This window comes from Sphingopyxis terrae subsp. terrae NBRC 15098 (assembly GCF_001610975.1).
Classification (GTDB): domain Bacteria; phylum Pseudomonadota; class Alphaproteobacteria; order Sphingomonadales; family Sphingomonadaceae; genus Sphingopyxis; species Sphingopyxis terrae_A.
Genome location: NZ_CP013342.1, coordinates 1,996,266 through 2,013,838 on the forward strand (window position 1 = coordinate 1,996,266; position 17,573 = coordinate 2,013,838).

Annotated in this window: 18 protein-coding genes; 1 reads left to right on the forward strand and 17 read right to left on the reverse strand. The window is 67.9% G+C overall.

Annotated elements, in window-relative coordinates:
• The 14 genes from fliR to fliE are packed head-to-tail and all read right to left on the reverse strand — an operon-like array spanning position 1 to position 10,824.
• Positions 1 to 780 (reverse strand): flagellar biosynthetic protein FliR, encoded by a 780-nt coding sequence (gene fliR / locus AOA14_RS09655; RefSeq protein WP_003041447.1) that lies wholly within the window; start codon positions 778 to 780, stop codon positions 1 to 3.
• Between the two features lie 7 nt (positions 781 to 787).
• The gene (locus AOA14_RS09660) at positions 788 to 1,057 is read right to left on the reverse strand and encodes a flagellar biosynthetic protein FliQ (protein WP_058812234.1); all 270 of its coding nucleotides are present in this window, start codon (positions 1,055 to 1,057) and stop codon (positions 788 to 790) included.
• Between the two features lie 4 nt (positions 1,058 to 1,061).
• Positions 1,062 to 1,847 (reverse strand): flagellar type III secretion system pore protein FliP, encoded by a 786-nt coding sequence (gene fliP / locus AOA14_RS09665; RefSeq protein ID WP_062766124.1) that lies wholly within the window; start codon positions 1,845 to 1,847, stop codon positions 1,062 to 1,064.
• Positions 1,837 to 2,115, reverse strand: a complete 279-nt coding sequence (locus tag AOA14_RS09670) for a flagellar biosynthetic protein FliO (RefSeq protein ID WP_003041439.1) — start codon at positions 2,113 to 2,115, stop codon at positions 1,837 to 1,839. The genes fliP and AOA14_RS09670 overlap by 11 nt, the downstream gene beginning before the upstream one ends.
• A complete protein-coding gene (gene fliN, locus AOA14_RS09675) occupies positions 2,115 to 2,453 on the reverse strand; it encodes a flagellar motor switch protein FliN (RefSeq protein ID WP_003041437.1) in 339 nt (112 codons plus the stop codon). Before fliN ends, AOA14_RS09670 begins: the two co-directional genes overlap by 1 nt.
• Positions 2,446 to 3,375, reverse strand: coding sequence for a flagellar motor switch protein FliM (locus AOA14_RS09680; RefSeq protein ID WP_062901631.1), 930 nt, complete (start codon positions 3,373 to 3,375; stop codon positions 2,446 to 2,448). Before AOA14_RS09680 ends, fliN begins: the two co-directional genes overlap by 8 nt.
• Positions 3,372 to 3,989 carry a flagellar basal body-associated FliL family protein gene (locus AOA14_RS09685; RefSeq protein ID WP_062901632.1) on the reverse strand — a complete coding sequence of 206 codons (618 nt, stop codon included), beginning with the start codon at positions 3,987 to 3,989 and terminating at the stop codon, positions 3,372 to 3,374. The genes AOA14_RS09680 and AOA14_RS09685 overlap by 4 nt, the downstream gene beginning before the upstream one ends.
• A 20-nt stretch (positions 3,990 to 4,009) precedes the next feature.
• Complete coding sequence (locus tag AOA14_RS09690) at positions 4,010 to 5,434, reverse strand: flagellar hook-length control protein FliK (RefSeq protein WP_202988220.1); 1,425 nt, start codon at positions 5,432 to 5,434, stop codon at positions 4,010 to 4,012.
• Positions 5,431 to 5,874 (reverse strand): hypothetical protein, encoded by a 444-nt coding sequence (locus AOA14_RS09695; protein ID WP_062901634.1) that lies wholly within the window; start codon positions 5,872 to 5,874, stop codon positions 5,431 to 5,433. The genes AOA14_RS09690 and AOA14_RS09695 overlap by 4 nt, the downstream gene beginning before the upstream one ends.
• On the reverse strand, positions 5,871 to 7,202 hold the full coding sequence (locus tag AOA14_RS09700; RefSeq protein WP_062901635.1) for a FliI/YscN family ATPase: 1,332 nt from the start codon (positions 7,200 to 7,202) through the stop codon (positions 5,871 to 5,873). Before AOA14_RS09700 ends, AOA14_RS09695 begins: the two co-directional genes overlap by 4 nt.
• Positions 7,199 to 7,795 (reverse strand): FliH/SctL family protein, encoded by a 597-nt coding sequence (locus AOA14_RS09705; RefSeq protein ID WP_062901636.1) that lies wholly within the window; start codon positions 7,793 to 7,795, stop codon positions 7,199 to 7,201. The genes AOA14_RS09700 and AOA14_RS09705 overlap by 4 nt, the downstream gene beginning before the upstream one ends.
• Positions 7,788 to 8,834 carry a flagellar motor switch protein FliG gene (locus tag AOA14_RS09710; RefSeq protein WP_062901637.1) on the reverse strand — a complete coding sequence of 349 codons (1,047 nt, stop codon included), beginning with the start codon at positions 8,832 to 8,834 and terminating at the stop codon, positions 7,788 to 7,790. The genes AOA14_RS09705 and AOA14_RS09710 overlap by 8 nt, the downstream gene beginning before the upstream one ends.
• Positions 8,827 to 10,479, reverse strand: coding sequence for a flagellar basal-body MS-ring/collar protein FliF (gene fliF, locus AOA14_RS09715; protein WP_062901638.1), 1,653 nt, complete (start codon positions 10,477 to 10,479; stop codon positions 8,827 to 8,829). The genes AOA14_RS09710 and fliF overlap by 8 nt, the downstream gene beginning before the upstream one ends.
• Before the next feature lie 3 nt (positions 10,480 to 10,482).
• Positions 10,483 to 10,824: a flagellar hook-basal body complex protein FliE gene (fliE, locus tag AOA14_RS09720; RefSeq protein WP_003041419.1), complete on the reverse strand. Its 342-nt coding sequence runs from the start codon at positions 10,822 to 10,824 to the stop codon at positions 10,483 to 10,485.
• A gap of 246 nt (positions 10,825 to 11,070) precedes the next feature.
• On the opposite strand from fliE, the gene AOA14_RS09725 reads away from it, so the two are divergent.
• Positions 11,071 to 11,889, forward strand: coding sequence for a flagellin N-terminal helical domain-containing protein (locus AOA14_RS09725; protein ID WP_003041418.1), 819 nt, complete (start codon positions 11,071 to 11,073; stop codon positions 11,887 to 11,889).
• A 121-nt stretch (positions 11,890 to 12,010) separates the two neighbouring features.
• Here the strand turns inward: AOA14_RS09725 and AOA14_RS09730 are convergent, their stop codons facing one another.
• From AOA14_RS09730 to AOA14_RS09740, 3 genes are read right to left on the reverse strand one after another with little or no spacing between them, the layout of a single operon-like run.
• Positions 12,011 to 15,295: an error-prone DNA polymerase gene (locus AOA14_RS09730; RefSeq protein ID WP_062901639.1), complete on the reverse strand. Its 3,285-nt coding sequence runs from the start codon at positions 15,293 to 15,295 to the stop codon at positions 12,011 to 12,013.
• The gene (locus tag AOA14_RS09735; RefSeq protein WP_062901640.1) at positions 15,292 to 16,836 is read right to left on the reverse strand and encodes a Y-family DNA polymerase; all 1,545 of its coding nucleotides are present in this window, start codon (positions 16,834 to 16,836) and stop codon (positions 15,292 to 15,294) included. The genes AOA14_RS09730 and AOA14_RS09735 overlap by 4 nt, the downstream gene beginning before the upstream one ends.
• Positions 16,745 to 17,530: an ImuA family protein gene (locus tag AOA14_RS09740; protein WP_062901641.1), complete on the reverse strand. Its 786-nt coding sequence runs from the start codon at positions 17,528 to 17,530 to the stop codon at positions 16,745 to 16,747. Before AOA14_RS09740 ends, AOA14_RS09735 begins: the two co-directional genes overlap by 92 nt.
• Positions 17,531 to 17,573: the final 43 nt, after the last annotated feature.

A 17,573-nucleotide genomic window follows, 5' to 3' on the forward strand; every position in this document is an offset into this window, starting at 1 on the left:
TCAGCCCCCCGCGAGCAGGCGCGCCATGTCGAGCGCGTCGGAGAGGAAGCGGGCGATCGCCTCGGCCATTGCGGGGGTCGCGATGCCGAGCAGGATGACCCCGGCAAGCAGCGTCGCCGGCAGGCCGACGGCGAACAGGTTCATCGCCGGAGCCGAGCGCCCGATGACGCCCATCACCATCTGGACCATGATCAGCACGAAGCCGACAGGCAGGGCGATGGTCAGCCCCGCCGCGAACATCAGGCTGCCGAAGCGCAAGATGCCTTCGATCGCGCCATAGGAGGGAAAGGCGTTGCCCGGCGGCAGCGCATTATAGCTCTGCACGATGATCTCGATGAGCAGCAGATGGCCGTTCGCCGCCAAAAACAGCGCGGTGGCCAGCATCGAGAGGAACTGGCCGACCGCCGAGCTCATCTGTCCGCTCATCGGATCGACCATCGCCGCAAAGCCGAGGCCCATCGCGTTGCTGATCGCCTCGCCCGCGAGCAGTGCCGCGGCGAGACCCATTTGGAGCACGAAGCCGATCGCGAGGCCGATCACGACCTCGCCCGCGACGAGAAGCAGGCCGGTGAAGGACACGAGCCCTTCGGGCGGCAGATGGAGCCCCGACGCCGCGACCGCGGGAACGCCGACCGCGAGCGCGATAACGAGGCGCAGCTGCACCGGCACGTTGGTCGCCCCGAACACCGGCGCGGCCAAAAAGGCGGCGCCGGGGCGGATCATCCCCAGCATCCAGAGCTGGAGCATCGCCTCGATATTCGGGATATCGGCCGGGTTCATCGCGGCCCTATCGGACCAGATTGGGTATCTGGGCGAACAGGTCGCGGGTGAAATCGGTAAGCAGGACCAGGATACTGCTGCCGAAGATCGCCAGACAGATGGCGGTGATGATGAGCTTTGGTACGAAGCTGAGCGTCTGTTCGTTGATCGAGGTCGCCGCCTGGACCATGCCAAGCAGCACGCCGATGACGAGCACCGGAATCAGGATGGGCGCCGAGGCGAGCGCGAGAATCCAAAGCGCCTGCTGTGCGACACCGATGAAATAATCGGCCTCCATCGCCCTATGTCCCGAACGATGAGGCGAGCGACCCCATCGTCAGCGCCCAGCCGTCGACGAGGACGAAGAGCAGCAGCTTGAACGGCATCGATATGACCGTCGGCGACAGCATCATCATGCCGAGCGACATGAGCGCCGAGGCGACGATCAGGTCGATGACGAGAAAGGGCAGAAAGATCAGGAAGCCGATCTGGAAGGCGGTCTTGAGTTCGCTGGTGACGAAGGCGGGCAGCAGGATCGAAAAGGGGACGTCCTTCGGGCTCGCATATTCGGGCGCCTTGGCGATCTTGGCGAACATCATCAGGTCGGTCTTGCGCGTCTGCTTCATCATGAAGCCGTGGAGCGCGTCGCCCGACCGGACGACCGCCTCGCCGATGTCGATCTGTTCCTGACCATAAGGGGTGATCGCGACGCGGTTCACCTCGCTGAGCACCGGCTGCATCACGAATAGCGACAGGAAGAGGCTGAGCCCGACGAGTACCTGGTTGGGCGGCGTCTGTTGCAGGCCGAGTGCGTGGCGCAGGATCGACAGCACGATGATGATGCGGGTGAAGCTGGTCATCATCAGGAGCAGCGACGGCAGCACCGTCAGCAGGCTCATCAGCAGGAGGATCTGCAGCGACAGGCTCAATGGGCGGCCGTCGCCGCCGATTTCGCCGACCGCGCGGGTCAGTCCGTCCGCCGCCTGCGCATGCGCCGCGGGCGCCGCGGCGACGAACAGCGCGATGCCGCCGGCAACCGCCGCGCGGCGCAGCCAGCGGCTGCGCGCCGGGGCGGCGTCAGTCGACATGAAAATCGCCCTGGCTGTTGTCGGCAAGGCGCGTGATGCCGTTGCGCGATACCGCGATCAAAATCTGTTGCCCGGCAAATTCGACCACCGCGAGCTTCGACCCCGGACCGAGGGGGAGCACGCCGACAAGGTCGACCGGCCGATCCTGTTTCGCGCCGCCGCCCAGCGGCACGCCCATCTGGACGCGCTTCCACAGCCACAGGCTGCCCCAGGCCATGCCGCCGACGATCGGCAGCAGGATCAGCAGGCGCAGGATATATTCGAGCATCAGGCCCTCCGGTCGAAGCCGGCGATGCCGCGGTCGGGCGCGACGACTTCGGCGACCTGGATACCGTAGCGGCCCTCGACGCTGACGATCTCGCCCTTCGCGATCAGCGTGCCATTGGCATAGATGTCCAGCAGGTCGGTCGCCGCGCGGTCGAGTTCGATCACGCTGCCTTCGGTCATCGTGAGCAGCTCGGCGAGCGTCATCGAAGTCGATCCGACCTCGACCGAGACACGCAGCGAAACGCCGGCGAGCAGGTCGAAATTGGGGGCGGCGGCAATCGTCTTGCCTTCGCGGCGGTCGCGCTGCGGCGCTGCGGGCGCGTCGCTGAGGTCAGTCATTGTCCGGTCCTTTTTCGATTTGATCGATCATGATGGCGGCGTTGCCATTGGCTTCGCCGATGCTGCCGAGCGCGAATTTGCGTCCGGCGACGGTCACCGGCACCTGGCGCGGCATGGTGATGGGGATGATGTCGCCGACTTCGAGCGACAGAAGTTTGACAAGGCTGATCTCGGGACGCGCGAGGACCGAACGCACGGGCAGGCGGACGTCCTTGAGTGCCTTGTTGAGCGCGTTCGACCAGACGGGATCGGTCTGCGGCAGGTCGCGCATTTCGGGCACCGGTTCGGCCCCCGCGATTCCGCGCAGCGCCGCCTGCGGATAAGCGCACATTACGGTCTTGCCATCGAAAGGCGCGCCGCGCAGCGTGAAGCGCTGGACGAGCAGTTCGTCGTCGGCGCGCACCGCGGCGAGCTTGGCGCTTTCGGTGGTGACGAAATCGAGTTCGGGATCGATCGGGTGCTTGTCGCGCCACGCGGCGGCGAGCTGCAACCCCATGTCGCGGCCGAGGCGCGCGGCAAAGCGTTCTTCGGCGTCGGTCAGATCCTCGCGCTCGCCCGCGGGCTGACCCTTGCCGCCGTAAAAGATGTCGACGAGCTGGAGGACAAGCGCGCGGCCGCCGGTGATCAGCACCGGCCCCTTGAGCGGCGGCGCGTGATAGCGCCAGAAAATCGCCGGTTCGACGACGGCGCACCAGTCGGCAAAGCGCATCGCTTCGGCGGGCGCGCGCTCGATCTGCACGAGCGGCGCGCCGAGAGCGCGCACCAGATCGCGCAGGCTGCGCGCGAACTGGTTGCTCACGGCGTCGAGCAGCGGAAAGGCATAGCTGCCCTCCGACCGGCGGAGCAGCAGCGACGCCTGCGCGTCGGCCTCCTGCCGCGCCGCGGCGTCTGCGGCCGCTACGGGTTTGGCGTTTAGCGTCACTGAATCACCAAGCTTGTGAAATAGACATTGTCGATGCCCCCGAACCCCTCCTTGTCGCGCAGTACTTGGTTAATCGCATTGGTCAACTGGCGTTGAAGCCGCTGTTTGCCCTGCGACGTCGAAAGCAGCGCCGGATCCTGTTCGGCAAGCGTCATCAGGACGGCCGACCGGATCGGCACCTCCTGCCGCTTGATGTTGGTGATCAGCTTGCCGTCATAATAGGTCGACAGGCTGATCCCGACCTGAAGAAAGCCCGATCCGTCGGCCAGATTGGTCGTGAAGGGCTGTTCGATCGGATAATAGGTGATCTCATATTTGCGGGGATCGACCTTGTAATGATCGTTGGGAACGGAGACGGTGCCGACCTTCAGCGGCGGCGCGCCGCCGCCTTCGCCGCCCTCGCCCGAGGCCGCTTCTTCCTTTTCGCTGCGCTCGACCAACTTGGGGTAATTGTCCTGCGGCGTCGCCTTATGCTCGCCGAGGCCGCCACCCAGATAGATGCCCGCGCCCGCGCCGGCGCCGATCAGCGCGGTTCCGCCGACGCCGACCACCAGCAGCTTCTTCATCTTGCCGCCCTTCTTGGGCGCTGCTTCGGGGGCCTTGTCCTTGCTCATCTCGTCGGTTCCTTTCGATATCAGGCAAAGCGGCCGCGGCGGTTCGCGGCGCTGTCGTCGTCGCGCGCGTCGGCGCGATCATTGGCGGTTTCGATCAAATGGCTCGCGTCGGGCGCAGCGCCGCGTCCCTGGTTCTGGCCCTGTCCCTGACCCTGGGCAAGCGACGGGCGCCCGGCCTGATCGGGGGTGCAGGTCACTTCGGCGCCGGCAACGCGGACGCCCTGCTGGCGGAGATCCTCGACCAGTCGCGGCTGTGCGGCGGCGACGATCGCGGCGGTGCTTTCATGCTGGGTGTCGAGCTTCATCGACACGCTGTCGCCGTCGAGTTTCATCGCGACGTCGAGCCGGCCGAGGTGGCGCGGCATCAGGCGGAAGCTGAGGTCGCCCTTGTCCGATTTGGTCGCGGCGATATCGGCGGCGAGCTGCGCGATCCAGCGATCATCGCTCGTCAAGTCGAGCGTGCGTTCGGCGAGCGGCGCCGCTTGTGCCGGGGCGCCGTTGCTTGTGGCGCCGGGCGTGGCGGGCTGATTGAACAGCACGGTCATGGAAGCGCCGCCTTCGGCACGGATCGGCTTGGCCGCGGGTTCGGCGGCGGGCGCCGGCGTAGCGGTGGCGCTCTCGGCCTTCGCAGGCGTTACCGCGGGTGCGGTGGGGGCGTCGCGGCCTTGCGGCGCGGCCGGGGCCAGCACAGGCTTGGCAGCCTTCGCGGGCTTGTCGGCAACCGGCGCGGAGGCTTCGGGCACCACGCCATTCGCGGCGGCAGGCGCCGGATTGAGAGGCAGGGTCACGGCGGGAGGCGTCGTTCTCGCCGTCGCGGCAGCGTCGGCCGTAGGCGCGGCGTCGGTCGCTTCGGCATCGGCGTCGTCGGTGCCGGTCTTCGCCGGATCGACGGCTGGCTTGGCGGGCTTGCCGGTCAGGGCGGCGAGCAGGCTGGCGGCATGTGCCGCGGCATCCTGCGCATCGGGTTGCGGGACCTCCGGGCCACCGCGCTTGGGCGCGGCCTTGGGCGACGTGTCGTCGGCCGGGATCGCGGGCGCGGCTTCGGTATCGGCGGCGGGTGCCGTCTTGGCCTCGGTAGCGGGCTTTTTGCCGCCGACGATGGCGGCGAAATCGGGTGTCACGACGTGCGGCGTCCCGGCCGCGGTGGTGCCGTCGGGGTTGGTGGCCGTAGGCGGCAGGGCATCCGCTGTCGGCGCTACCGCGCCCGCCGCTTCGGCGCCTGCGAGCGCGATCACGCTCGCGGCCGTCGCCGTCGCCTGAGTATCGCCGGTCGGCGCAGCGCCGGGCGTGCCGGTCTTGCCAATCGTCGCGGCTCCGGGAAGCGCGGCGAGGAGCTGGCTGAAGCCGCCGTCCTCGCCGGCGCCGCTGGCGGGCGCCTGGCCGATATTGGACAGAAAGGCCGCGAAGCCGGGCTGGCTCGCGCTCTGGGGCAGGCCGGGCATCATTGCGGGCCGCCTTCGACCAGGCGCAGGCTCATCGTGCGGCGGCGGTGCGGGCGGTTAGCGTCGGCGCGGCGTTCCATCTCGACTTCGGCCGACTTGCGGCTGCGTTCATAGAGGCGCACCGCCGATTCTTCCTTCATCAGCGCGCTCTGCGCAAGCACGCCCATTTCGTCGCGGCGCGCGCTGGCGTTGACCAGCGGGGTTGCAAGATTTTCCTTCGCCATGTCGAGCCGCATGCCAAGTTCGCCGACCGTATTGAGCGCGCGGCCCGCGACGACGCCGCGGGCGACCGCGAGGTCGGCGCGCAGCGCCTCGAGGCGGCGCGACAGCTCGACGAGGCTTGCAAGCTCGCCATTGGCGCGCGCCAGATTGGCCTCCGCCATCTGATGTTCGACGGTGCGCACGCGAATGATACGTTTGCGGCGTGCGGTGCGGGCGGTCATGCAGAATATCCTTCGATGAGTGACTGGCGTGCGGTCTGGAAATCGACCTGGGTGCCGGCGGGCTGGGTAACGAATGCAAGCTGGTCGGCGCGCCGCGCGATGGCGGTGTCGAGCACCGGATCGGTGCCGGCGACATAAGCGCCCATCAGCATCAGGTCGCGATTCTCTTCATAGGCGGACCAGAGCTGGCGGAAGCGCGCGGCGGCGGCGGCGTGATCGGCATCGACCGAATCGGCCATGGTGCGCGACAGCGACCGGGCGATGTCGATCGCGGGATAGACCCCCTGTTCGGCAAGCTGGCGCGAGAGGATGATATGCCCGTCGACGATCGCGCGCGCCGAATCGACGACCGGATCCTCGATGTCGCCGCCATCGGCGAGTACGGTATAGAGCGCGGTGATCGACCCGCCGGTGAGGCGGTCGTTGCCGGCGCGTTCGACGAGCGAGGGGATAAGCGCGAAGGTCGAGGGCGGATAGCCCTTCATCGTCGGCGGTTCGCCCAGCGTCAGCCCTATCTCGCGCTGCGCGTGCGCGACACGCGTCAGGCTGTCGATCAGCAGCAGCACCTTCTTGCCGTCCTGACGAAAGGCTTCGGCGATCGCGGTCGCGCGCATCGCGGCGCGCAGGCGAAGCAGCGGCGGATGGTCGGCGGGAACCGCGACCACCACCGATTTCTTGCGGACGGCGGGCGGCAGCTTGGTCTCAACGAAGTCGCTGACCTCGCGGCTGCGCTCGCCGATCAGGCCGACGACGATCACGTCGCATTCGGTGCCCGCGATCATCTGGCCCATCAGTACCGACTTGCCGACGCCCGACCCCGCGATGATCGCGACGCGCTGGCCTTCCCCGACGGTGAGCAGGCCGTTGATCGCGCGCACGCCCATGTTGAGCGGTTTGGTCACCCGGCCGCGGCGCAGCGGATTGACCTTGCGGCCGGCGAGCGGCCACTGGAACTGCGACTTGACCGGCGGGCGGCCGTCGAGCGGATTGCCCTGCGCGTCGATGATGCGGCCGAGCAGCGCCTTGCCGACGGTCACCATGCTCGACGCGCCATGCGGTTCGACCGGCGCGCCGGTGACGAGAGGCATGTTGGTGTCGAAGGGCAGCACGAGACTGCGGTGCCCGCGAAAGCCCACGACCTCGCCGTTCACATATTCGTTGTTCGCCGACTTGATGCGGACATTGCTGCCGAGCGGCTGGGGAAAGCCTGATACTTCGAGCATGATGCCTTCGTGCGCGACGAGCGTGCCGATGCGGCGCGGCGATGCGTCACTGAGGTCGACGGGGTCGAGCAACTGGCGGGCGGACATGGCGAGGCGGCGCGTCATGCGGCGCCGCCCTGGCCGCCGAGTGCGGCACGCAGCTCGTCGAGGTAGACCGCGCGGCCATGTTCGATCCAGCCGGCCGAGGTTTCGACACGGACGGTGCCGCGCGCCATCGACGGATCGCTTTCGATCGGCAGCGCGATCGGCGCGTCGACGAGGAGCACTGCGTCGGCGGGATTGACCCACAGGGTGCGCGCCTTGTCAGCTTCAGCGACCAGCGCGGCGGCGGTTTCGGCCTGCGCGCGCAGCCAGTCGGCCTCGATCGGCGCCGCCTCGACGATCTGGCGGACGAGCCGCTCGACCGTTTCGGCGATCAGCTGCGCGAGTTCCTCGCTGGGTTCGTCCTGCAGCGCTTCGGCGGCGGCGACCATCGCGAGCAATTGCTGGCGTTCGACCGCAAAGGCGGCTTCGGCCAGGCGCTGGCCTTCGGCAAGCCCGCGCGAAAAGGGGTCGTCGGCTGGCTCGGCCGCCACTTCGGGGGCCGGCGCTAGCGGAGCGCTGCGCGGTTGGCCGAACTGCAGCGGGCGAAAGCCGCCGTCGCGCGCCATCGCATGCGCCAGTGCGGCGACGGTCGATTCGGACGCGAGATCAGACATAATCGTCGCCCCCGCCCGCGAGCATGATTTCGCCCGATGCTGCCATCTGGCGGACGATCTGCATGATCGACTTCTGCGCTTCGTCGACGTCGGTGCGCTTGACCATCGTCATTTCGGCCATTTCGTCGCGGATCGTTTCCGATGCGCGCTGCGACATCGTCGACAGGCACAGATCGACCATGTCGGCGTCGGTACCCTTGAGCGCGACCGCGAGGATCGCTGCATCGACCGAGCGCAGCACGGTGCCGATGCTCTTCTTGTCGAGCTCGCGCAGATTTTCGAAGATGAACATCTCTTCCTCGATCGCCTGTGCCAGCAGCTTGTCCTGCTTCTTGAGCGCGCGGATCGTGCGTTCGGACAGCGACTTGGGCATTTTCTTCATGATCTTCGCGACGTCGCTCGGGCCGCCGATCGGCTGCTTGGCGACGCGCTGGCCGCCGACATTGGCGGAAGCGAGCACCGATTCCAGATCCTCGATCGCGGCGGCCGGGACGGTGGTGAGCTGCGCCGCGCGCAGCACCAGATCGGCCTGCAGCACCTCGTCGAGCGTTTCGATGGCGCGCGCGGCGACGTCGGGGATCAACACCGACAGGATCAGCGCGCCGACCTGCGGATGTTCGCTGGCGAGCAGCGCGCTGATCGCCTCGACATCCATCCAGCGCAGCATCTCGAGCGACGCGGCGCTCGACTGCGGCGCGACGGCGGCCAGGATATTGTCGGCGCGGACATTGCCTACCGCCTGATTGATGACGGTGCGGATACGCGTTTCGGCGCCGATGGCGAGCGCGCTGACGTCGCGGCTGCGCACGACGAACTGGTCGAGCGCTTGTTCGATCTGGGTTTCGCTGGCGTTGGCGGCGTCGAACATGCCCTTGGCAAGCAGGCGCACCTCATCGGGATCGAGATGCTTGAGGATGGTGGCGGCGTCGCCTTCCTCGAGCAGCATCAGCAGGATCGCGGCGGCGGCCGATCCTTCGATGGCGGGGCGCAGGCCGACCGCGGGTGCGATCTCGCCGGCGACGTCGGTGTCGTCAGCCATGGGTGCCCTCCTGCATCAGCTGGCGCACGACGAGCGCGGCACGCGCCGAGTCCTGGCGGACGAAGGCGCGGACCAGATTGGCGCGCGCTTCATAGCTTGGCGCGGCCTCGATCATCTCGAGCGTGATTGCGCTGTCGCCACGCGGCGCGTCGAGCGCGGCGCGGCTTTCGGTGGCGGTGAGCAGCGACTGTTCGATTTCGGCATCGCGTTCGGCGCGCGCGGCGGCGCGCTGTTTGGCCGACTTGATCATCGGACGGCCGATGAACAGAAAGGCGAGCAGCGCGGCGAGCACGGCGCCGATCTGCTTGGCGAGCGGCATGAACCACGGCTGGTCATAGAAGGCGGGAGCGACATCGTCGACCTTCGCAAAGGGGCGCTGGCTGATCGCGACGACGTCGCCGCGCGTCTGATCGTATCCGACCGCGCCCTTCACCAGCCCCTCGATCTTCGCGAGGTCGGCCTGGGTCAGCGCCTTCTGGCCCTGGTTCAGCGCGACGGCGATCGACAGGCGCCTCAGGCGGCCCTGCGGTTGGTGCGTAACCGAGATTTCGCGGCCGACCTCATAGGCGCGGGCCGAATTTTCGTTGCTCTGCGTGTCGGTGGTCGGGGCGCCGGCGGGCGTCGGCGCGGGGGCATTGTTCGTCACCGTAGTTGCCTGCGGCGGCTGGTTCGACAGCGCGCCGGGGATGCCCACGGCGGGCGGCGTGCTCTGGCCGCTGACGACCCGGCTCACCTGTTCGGTGCGCAGCGCGCGGTCGTTTTCGGGGAAGCTTTCGCGCGTCGCCTGGCTTTCCGACATGTCGACGTCGGCGTGGACCTCGACCGAATAATTGCCCGAGCCGAGCATCGGACCGAGCAGCGTTTCGAGCGCGCGGCGGAAGCGATCCTCCATCTGCATCTGGAGCTGGAAGCTCTTCATGTCGCCGCTGCTGGCGCCGTCGGAGAGCAGCGCGCCGCGCTGGTCGATCACTTGGACCTCGTCGGCGTTCATGCCGGGAACCGAGGAGGCGACGAGGAAACGGATCCCCTGAACCTGCGCGTCGCTGAGGTTGCGGCCGTTCTGCAACGTCAGCATCACCGACGCGGTTGCGGGCTTGTCGTCGCGGACGAACAGGCTGGGTTCGGCGGCAGCGATGTGGACGCGCGCGGTCTTGACCGCGTCGATCGTCTCGATCGTACGCGACAGGTCGGCTTCGCGCGCCGAGCGCAGCGTTTCGCCTTCGATCGCGCGGCTCGACCCCATCGGGAGCGAGGCGATCAGGCTGTCGCCGCTCGGCTGCGCCTTGGGCAATCCCTGCCCGGCGAGCGCGATGCGCGCCTGATACAGCTTGTCGGCATCGACGGTCAGTGCGCCGGTCGTCGGATCGATGGTGTGGCCGATCCCCTGCGACTGGAGCGCATCGGCGACGGCGGCCTTGTCGCTGTCGTCGAGCCCCGCGAAAAGCTGCGCCTGCGGCGCCGACTGGGTCATGAAATAGGCGAGCGCGGTCAGGCCGATCGCGGTCGTCGTGGCGATCGCGGGCAGCGCGCGCTGGACGGCGGGCTGGCGGACGAACTGCTGGACCGGCGCAAAGCGGCCGCCCATCGCAGGGAGGGGCAGCCGGTTCGTATCGGCAACGGGGGCGAGGAGTTGAGCTTCGGCCATGGATTACACCGGCATGTTCATGATGTCGCGATAGGCGGACAGCAGCTTGTTGCGGACCTGCAACGTGGTTTCGAAGCCGAGCGAGGCCTTCTGGCGTTCGATCATCACGCTGACGATGTCGTGCGTGTCGCCGCGTTCATAGGCTTCGCTGAGGTCGCTTGCCTTCGCCTGCTGGGTATTGACCTGCTGCAATGCGCTGGCGATCGCCGATCCGAAATCGGGTGCCGCACCGGCACCCGCGGCGCCGCCCGCAGCCGCGCCGCCGGCGGCGCGCTGCAGCGCCTGGTTCTGATTGAGAATCGAACTGCGCATTTGCAGCAGTCGGCTCTGGTCAATCGTGCTCATAAGCTTTCATCCGTCCTGGTGCGCGGCGGTTCGCCGCACGCACAAAGAGTAATGCAAAGCTCGTGCCAAAAATTCTTTTCGTTGAAAAACAGCTATTTGATAGAGTGATCCTATCGCCGCCTGCGCTCCGCGGCGTTTTTTTGACGCGCCGGCTTAATCCGCCGCCGCCGCCGCCGTTACAGCTTTCGTGACCGCTCGCTGAGCCCTCACACCACGGGAATGGCCAAGGGGCCGGAAAGGAACATTATGACTGTCATCAACACCAATGTGAGCGCGCTTCGCGCCCAGAACAGCTCGCGTGTTGCCAATCGCATGCAGTCGCAGGCTATGGAACGTCTGTCGAGCGGCAAGCGCATCAACAGCGCCAAGGACGACGCCGCCGGCCTCGCCGTCGCAACTCGCATGCAGGCTGCCTCGCGCGGCTTCACCCAAGCGATCCGCAATGCCAACGACGGCATTTCGCTGGCGCAGACCGCCGACAGCGCTGCGGGCAGCGTTTCGGACATCCTGGTTCGTATGCGCGACCTGGCGATGCAGGCTTCGACCGGCACTCTCAGCGATGCCGACCGCGGTCTGGTGCAGAAGGAAGTTACCGCACTTATCTCGCAGATCGGCGACATCGTCGGCCAGACGACGTTCAACGGCAACAAACTGCTCGACGGCAGCGTCACCGCAGGCTTCGATATCCAGACTGGCATCAACACCGGTGAAAACGTGAACATCACGATCGGCAAGCTTGATGCGACGACGCTGGGCGTCAACGCGCTTTCGGTTGCCACGGCTTCCGGCGCGACCGGTGCACTGGCGACGCTCGACACCGCGATCACCACGGTCGCCGGCGAACGCGCCAACCTCGGTGCGCAGCAGAACCGTCTTGAAGCGGCTGTCGATAATTTGACGTCGCGTGTCACCAATCTGGACGAATCGCGCTCGCGGATCGAAGATGCCGACTTCTCGGCTGAATCGACGAAGCTGGCGGCGGCGCAGATCCTGTCGCAGGCTTCGACCGCGATGCTCGCCCAGGCGAACCAGAGCGCCCAGGGTGTGATGAACCTGCTGCGCTAAGCGCGGAACATCGCAAACATCTCAGGCTATATTTGGTTGGTCCCTTTAATAGCCTGATCGGATGCCCCGGCTCCCCACAGCCGGGGCATCTTTTTGCGTACGGGGCGGAGGCCTCCCCGCTTCAATGAAAATCGCGTGACTTGGGCAGGATGCGGACATTGCGGGGATGGCCGTGCCGCGCGCCCGGCGCGCGGTCGCGCGGCATTTGCGGGTGCTTGACCTCGTCGGCCCGGCACAAGTCGGGATCGAAGCCGCGATCGCTGCCCAGTGCGTCGAGCATCGCGGTGCGATCGACGATGCGGGTCGCCATCAGGTGGATGACGCCCTCCTTGCTGCGCTGCACCTCGCCTTCGGCCAGCATCAGCCGCGACGCCATGACGGCGCGGCGATAGCGTTCGAAATGGCGCGCCCATAGCAGGATGTTCACGATCCCGCCCTCATCCTCAATGGTGATGAAGATCGCATTGCCCTTGCCCGGCCGCTGGCGGATCAGCACGACCCCCGCGGTGCAAACGATCGACCCGTTCTTTGCCCCCGCAACTTCGCCCGCGCTCAGCACGCCTTCGCGCGCGAAGGCGGGACGCAGAAAGGCCATCGGATGGCCCTTCAGCGACAGGCGCGTCGTCTGATAATCGGTCAGCACCTGTTCGACCGGAGGGATCGGCGGCAGGCGTGCATCGTCTTCGGTGCCCAGTTCGTCGGCGCCCGCCGCACCGAACAGCGGCAACACCCCCTGACGGACGCGCCGCGCGTCCCATAGCGCGGGGCGCCGATCGAGTCCCATCGACCGGCATGCATCCGCATCGGCGAGCAGGCGCAACGCCCGCGGAGGCAGGTTCGCGCGGCGCGCGAGTTCCTCGACCGACGCGAAGGGCGCGGCATTCCGCGCGTCGGCGATCAGCTTCGCCCACTCCTGGCGAAACCCGTCCACCTGCCGAAAGCCGAGCCGCAGCGCGAGGCTGCCGTCGGCGCGGGGTTCAAGGCTGCTGTCCCAATCGCTGGAATTGACGTCGACCGCGCGCACCTCGACGCCATGCTCGCGCGCATCGCGGACAAGCTGCGCCGGCGCATAAAAACCCATCGGCTGCGAATTGAGCAAGCCGCAGGTGAAGACGGCGGGGTGGTAATGCTTGATCCATGACGAGACATAAACAAGCCGCGCAAAGGACTGCGCATGGCTTTCGGGGAAGCCATAGCTGCCAAAACCCTCGATCTGCTTGAAACAGCGTTCGGCGAAATCCTGCGTGTAGCCGCGCCGCACCATGCCGCCGATCATTTTGTCCCGGAAATTCTCGATCGTCCCGACGTTGCGAAAGGTCGCCATCGCGCGGCGCAGGCCATTGGCCTCGTCGGGCGTGAAATCGGCGGCCACCATCGCCAGCTTCATCGCCTGTTCCTGGAACAGCGGCACGCCGAAAGTCTTGCCGAGCACGTCGTGCAGTTCGTCGGGCGGGTGCGGCGGGGCAGGCTCGGGGAATTCAACCGGCTCCTCGCCGCATCGCCGGCGCAGATAGGGGTGCACCATGTCGCCCTCGATCGGGCCCGGCCGGACGATCGCGACCTGCACGACAAGGTCATAGAATATCCTGGGTTTCAGGCGCGGCAGCATGTTGATCTGGGCGCGGCTCTCGACCTGAAAGACCCCGATGCTGTCGCCGCGCTGGAGCATTTCATAGACGGCCTCGTCGCCGCAATCGATGTCGACCTCCAGCGTATGGTCGCCCAGCCCGTGCGCCCGCATCAGGTCGAAGCATTTGCGGATGCAGGTCAGCATGCCGAGCGCGAGGACATCGACCTTCATCAGGCCGAGTGCGTCGATATCGTCCTTGTCCCATTCGATGAAGGTGCGGTCCTCCATTGCGGCATTGTGGATCGGCACCAGTTCGTCGAGCCGCCCTTGGGTCAGCACGAAGCCGCCGACATGCTGCGACAAGTGACGCGGCGCCTTCAGCAATTCGCCGACGAAGCGGTGCAATCGCTCGATTTCGCCATTATGGGGGTCGAGCCCGGCTTCGGCCAGCCGTTCGACCGGCACCTCGTCGCCCCAGCTTCCCCAGCTCGTATCGGCGAGCCGCGCGGTCACATCCTCACTGAGGCCCAGCGCCTTGCCGACCTCGCGGATCGTGCTGCGCGGGCGATAATGGATGACGGTCGCGGCGATCGCGGCGCGGTCGCGCGTGTAGCGGCGGTAGATATATTGGATCACTTCCTCGCGCCGCTCATGTTCGAAATCGACGTCGATGTCGGGTGGCTCGTCGCGCTCGGCCGAGACGAAGCGCGAGAAGAGCAGGTCGTGCTGCATCGGATCGACCGAGGTGACGCCGAGCAGGAAGCAGACGATCGAATTGGCCGCCGATCCGCGCCCCTGACAGAGGATCGGGGGTTCTTGCGCGCGCGCGAAACGGACGAGATCGTGGACGGTGAGGAAATAATAGACGTAATTCCGCCGCCGGATCAGCCGTAGTTCGTTGCCTATCAGCTTGCGGACTTTCGCCGACAAGGGCGTGCCATAGCGCGCTTCGGCCGCTGTCTTCACCAGATGGTGCAGATAGTTGAAGGGCTTCCATCCCGGCGGTACCGGCTCGTGCGGATATTCATAGCGCAGTTCGTCGAGCGCGAAGCCGATGCGGTCGAGCAGCCGCGCGCTTTGCTCGACCGCTCCCGGACAGGCCGCGAACAGCCGGCGCATCTCGGCCGGCGCTTTTAGATGGCGTTCGCCATTGGCGTGGAGACGCCGGCCTGCCCTGTGCAGTGTCGTGCCCTCGCGGATACAGGTGACGATGTCGTGGAGCGGGCGCTGCGCGGGGGTTGCGTAAAGCGCATCACAGGTGGCGAGCAGCGGGACGTTCACCGCCGCCGCCAGACGGTGTAGTCGCGCCAGCCGCCGCGCGTCGGCACCTCCCCGGGGCATGGTCGCGGCGAGCCAGAGCGATTTGGGCCGTGCGTGCTTGAGCTGGCGCAGCAGGGTCTCGTCGCCCTCCGTCGCGATCAGCAACAGATCGTCGCAATAGGCGAGCAGATCTTCGAGGTGAAGGATGCAGTCGCCCTTCTGCGCGCGCAGATTGCCGGTCGACAACAGGCGCGTCAGGCGGCCCCAGCCATGGCGGCTGACCGGATAGGCGACAATGTCAGGGGTGCCGTCGGCGAATGCGAGCCGGGCGCCGACGACCAGCCGGAATCTCGCCACCGCCTCCGGCTGCTTGATCTGCAGCTCTTTCAGGAAGGCCCAGGCCCGCACCACCCCCGCGACGCTGTTGCGGTCGGCGATGCCGATGCCCGTCATGCCGAGTTCGAGCGCGCGCGCGACCATTTCGGCGGGGTGCGAGGCGCCGCGCAGGAAGCTGTAGTTGGTCGCAGCGATCAGCTCGGCGAAACCGGGATCGGCGTCGGGACAAGGCGCGCTCATGCAAAGACCCCATGGATATACCAGCGCGGGTCGGGCTTTTCATCGTAGAGGCCGTGGCGGAACAGCCAGTAACGGCGACCCTGCGCATCCTCGACGCGGTAATAGTCGCGCGTCAGCCCGGCATTGTCGCGGCGGCGCCACCATTCGGCCGCGATGCGTTCGGGGCCTTCGAAGCGGCGTACCGCATGGAGCGTGCGGCGCCAGCGGAAGCGCTGCGGCGGGCCGTCGGGGACTTCAGCGATCACTTCGATCGGCTGCGGCGGGTCGAACAGGTGAAAGGGGCGCAGCGGCGGTTCGCCCGGCTCGGTCGCGGTCCAGGGCGTCGGCGGCGGCGCCTCGACCGCGGGCAAGGCAAGCTGCGCCTGTTCGGGGATATGGGTATCGGCGCTGCGCAGCCGCCGGACGCGCCCGCGCCCGAGCCGGGTCGCCAGCCGGTCGGCGAGTTCGTCGACGGCGGCGGCGCCCGGCGCGGTGTTCGCCGCGCCGCCCTCGAGCCTGAGCTGACCGGCACCCAGCGCCTCGATCCGCGGCACGGCGAGGCGGATCATGTCGAAACCGAAACCGGGGTCGATCGGATCGCGCAGGCTGTCGATCCGTTCGGCGAACAGACGCATGACCAGATCGGCGTCGCGCGTCGGCTGGCCGGTTTCGATTGCGATGCTGCGCGCCAGCCCGTCGCTGCGAAAGAAGGTCGCGCGAAAATGGCGCCCGCCCTTGCCGCGTTCGCCGAGCGCGACGGCGGCCTCGGCGGCAAGCTCGGCGAGCACAGCAGCGGCATGGGCGCTGCTGCCTAGCGGTTCGGCGAAACGGCGCTCGACGACGATCGGCGGGGGCCGGATGCGCGGGTCGAGCGGGCTCGGTGCATCGCCGAGCAACCGGCGCAGCGCGTTCGCCGCCTCGGCCCCGAAGCGCGCGGCGATCGCGGCGACCGGGCGGCCCGAAAGATCGCCGATCGTCTTGAGCCCCGCGCGGACGAGCGCGGTCGTCGCCTCCGCCTCCAGCCCCAGCGCCGCGACGGGCAGGCGGCGCACCGCCGCCGCCTCGTCGGGGGCGGGGAGCGCCTGGTAGCGGGCGAGCGCGCGCGCCGCATCGGCGGTGCCGGCAAGCGCGCTGCGCAGCGTCATCCCCAGCCGGTCCATGCGCTCTTCGACATCGGCGACAAGTTCTGCTTCGCCGCCGAACAGATGCGCCGCGCCCGCGATGTCGAGGATCAGCCCGTCGGGGGCATCGAGCGCGACGAGCGGCGTGTAGCGCGCGCAGCCCTGCGCGAGCCGGTCGAGCCAGGCGGCATCGGCGACGGGATCGTGCGGCACGACGGCAAGGTCGCCGACCTGCGCGCGGGCATCGGCGAGCGGCATGCCGGGGCCGAGCCCCAGCGCCGCGGCGTGCGGATCGACGCTCGCAAGACGGAGTGCCCCGCGCTGCTTTTCGGCAAAGACGATCGGAGCGTCAGGCGGCGGCGCGGCGCGGCACAGCCGTTCGGCCGGGAGCCACGGGAAGAAGAGCGCCAGATAGCGCCGCCCCCCGGAAGACTTGCTCATCGCGATTCCATTCCATCTGCCAGCGGGCGCCCGCGGGGCCGCCGCGCCAGCGTATCAGGTCGAGGGTGAAGCCCGGCGCGCCCGGCGCATCGGCCTCGAGCGCCGTCGAGGGCGCGGCGGCGACCGTCCAGCGCGTTTCCGCCACGCTGGGAGCGGGAAGCGTATTGAGTCGCAGCATCAGGAGCACGGTCCCCGCATCGCGTGCGCCGAGTGCCAGCCGCCGCCCCGCGGTCAGGTCGAGCGCGGGCCACGCTCCCCAGCTTTCGACGATCACCGCCGCCGAGCCGCCGCACTGCACCGCGTCATTGGCGCAGGCGAGGAGCATTTTGGGGTCGGCGGTTTCGACGAGCAGCAGCCGGTCGGGGTCGCCGCCAAGCTCGGCGATGCCAGGCGCATAGATATGCCCCGCGCGCCGTGCGGCATCGGCGGTGCGCAGCCACAGCAGCGGCGCCGCGCCGGGCGTACGCAGCGCGAGCAACGCGGCAAAGGCCGCGGCGCTCGTCGCATCGAGCGCGTTGGCTGCGAAAAATTCATGCGTCTTGCCGATCGCCAACCCGCCGCCGATCGCCGCATCGAAATCCGCATGGCCACTCGCCAGCCAGCCGCCATCGCCCCCGCCGGACGGGGCGCCGCTATCGGCGAGCCGGGCGACGCGTTGGCGCAGCGCGGCGAGAGAGGAAGACGACTCGCGCATAATGTTCCTGATTTGTTCTATTAGCGCGCGAGCGGATGGGGTT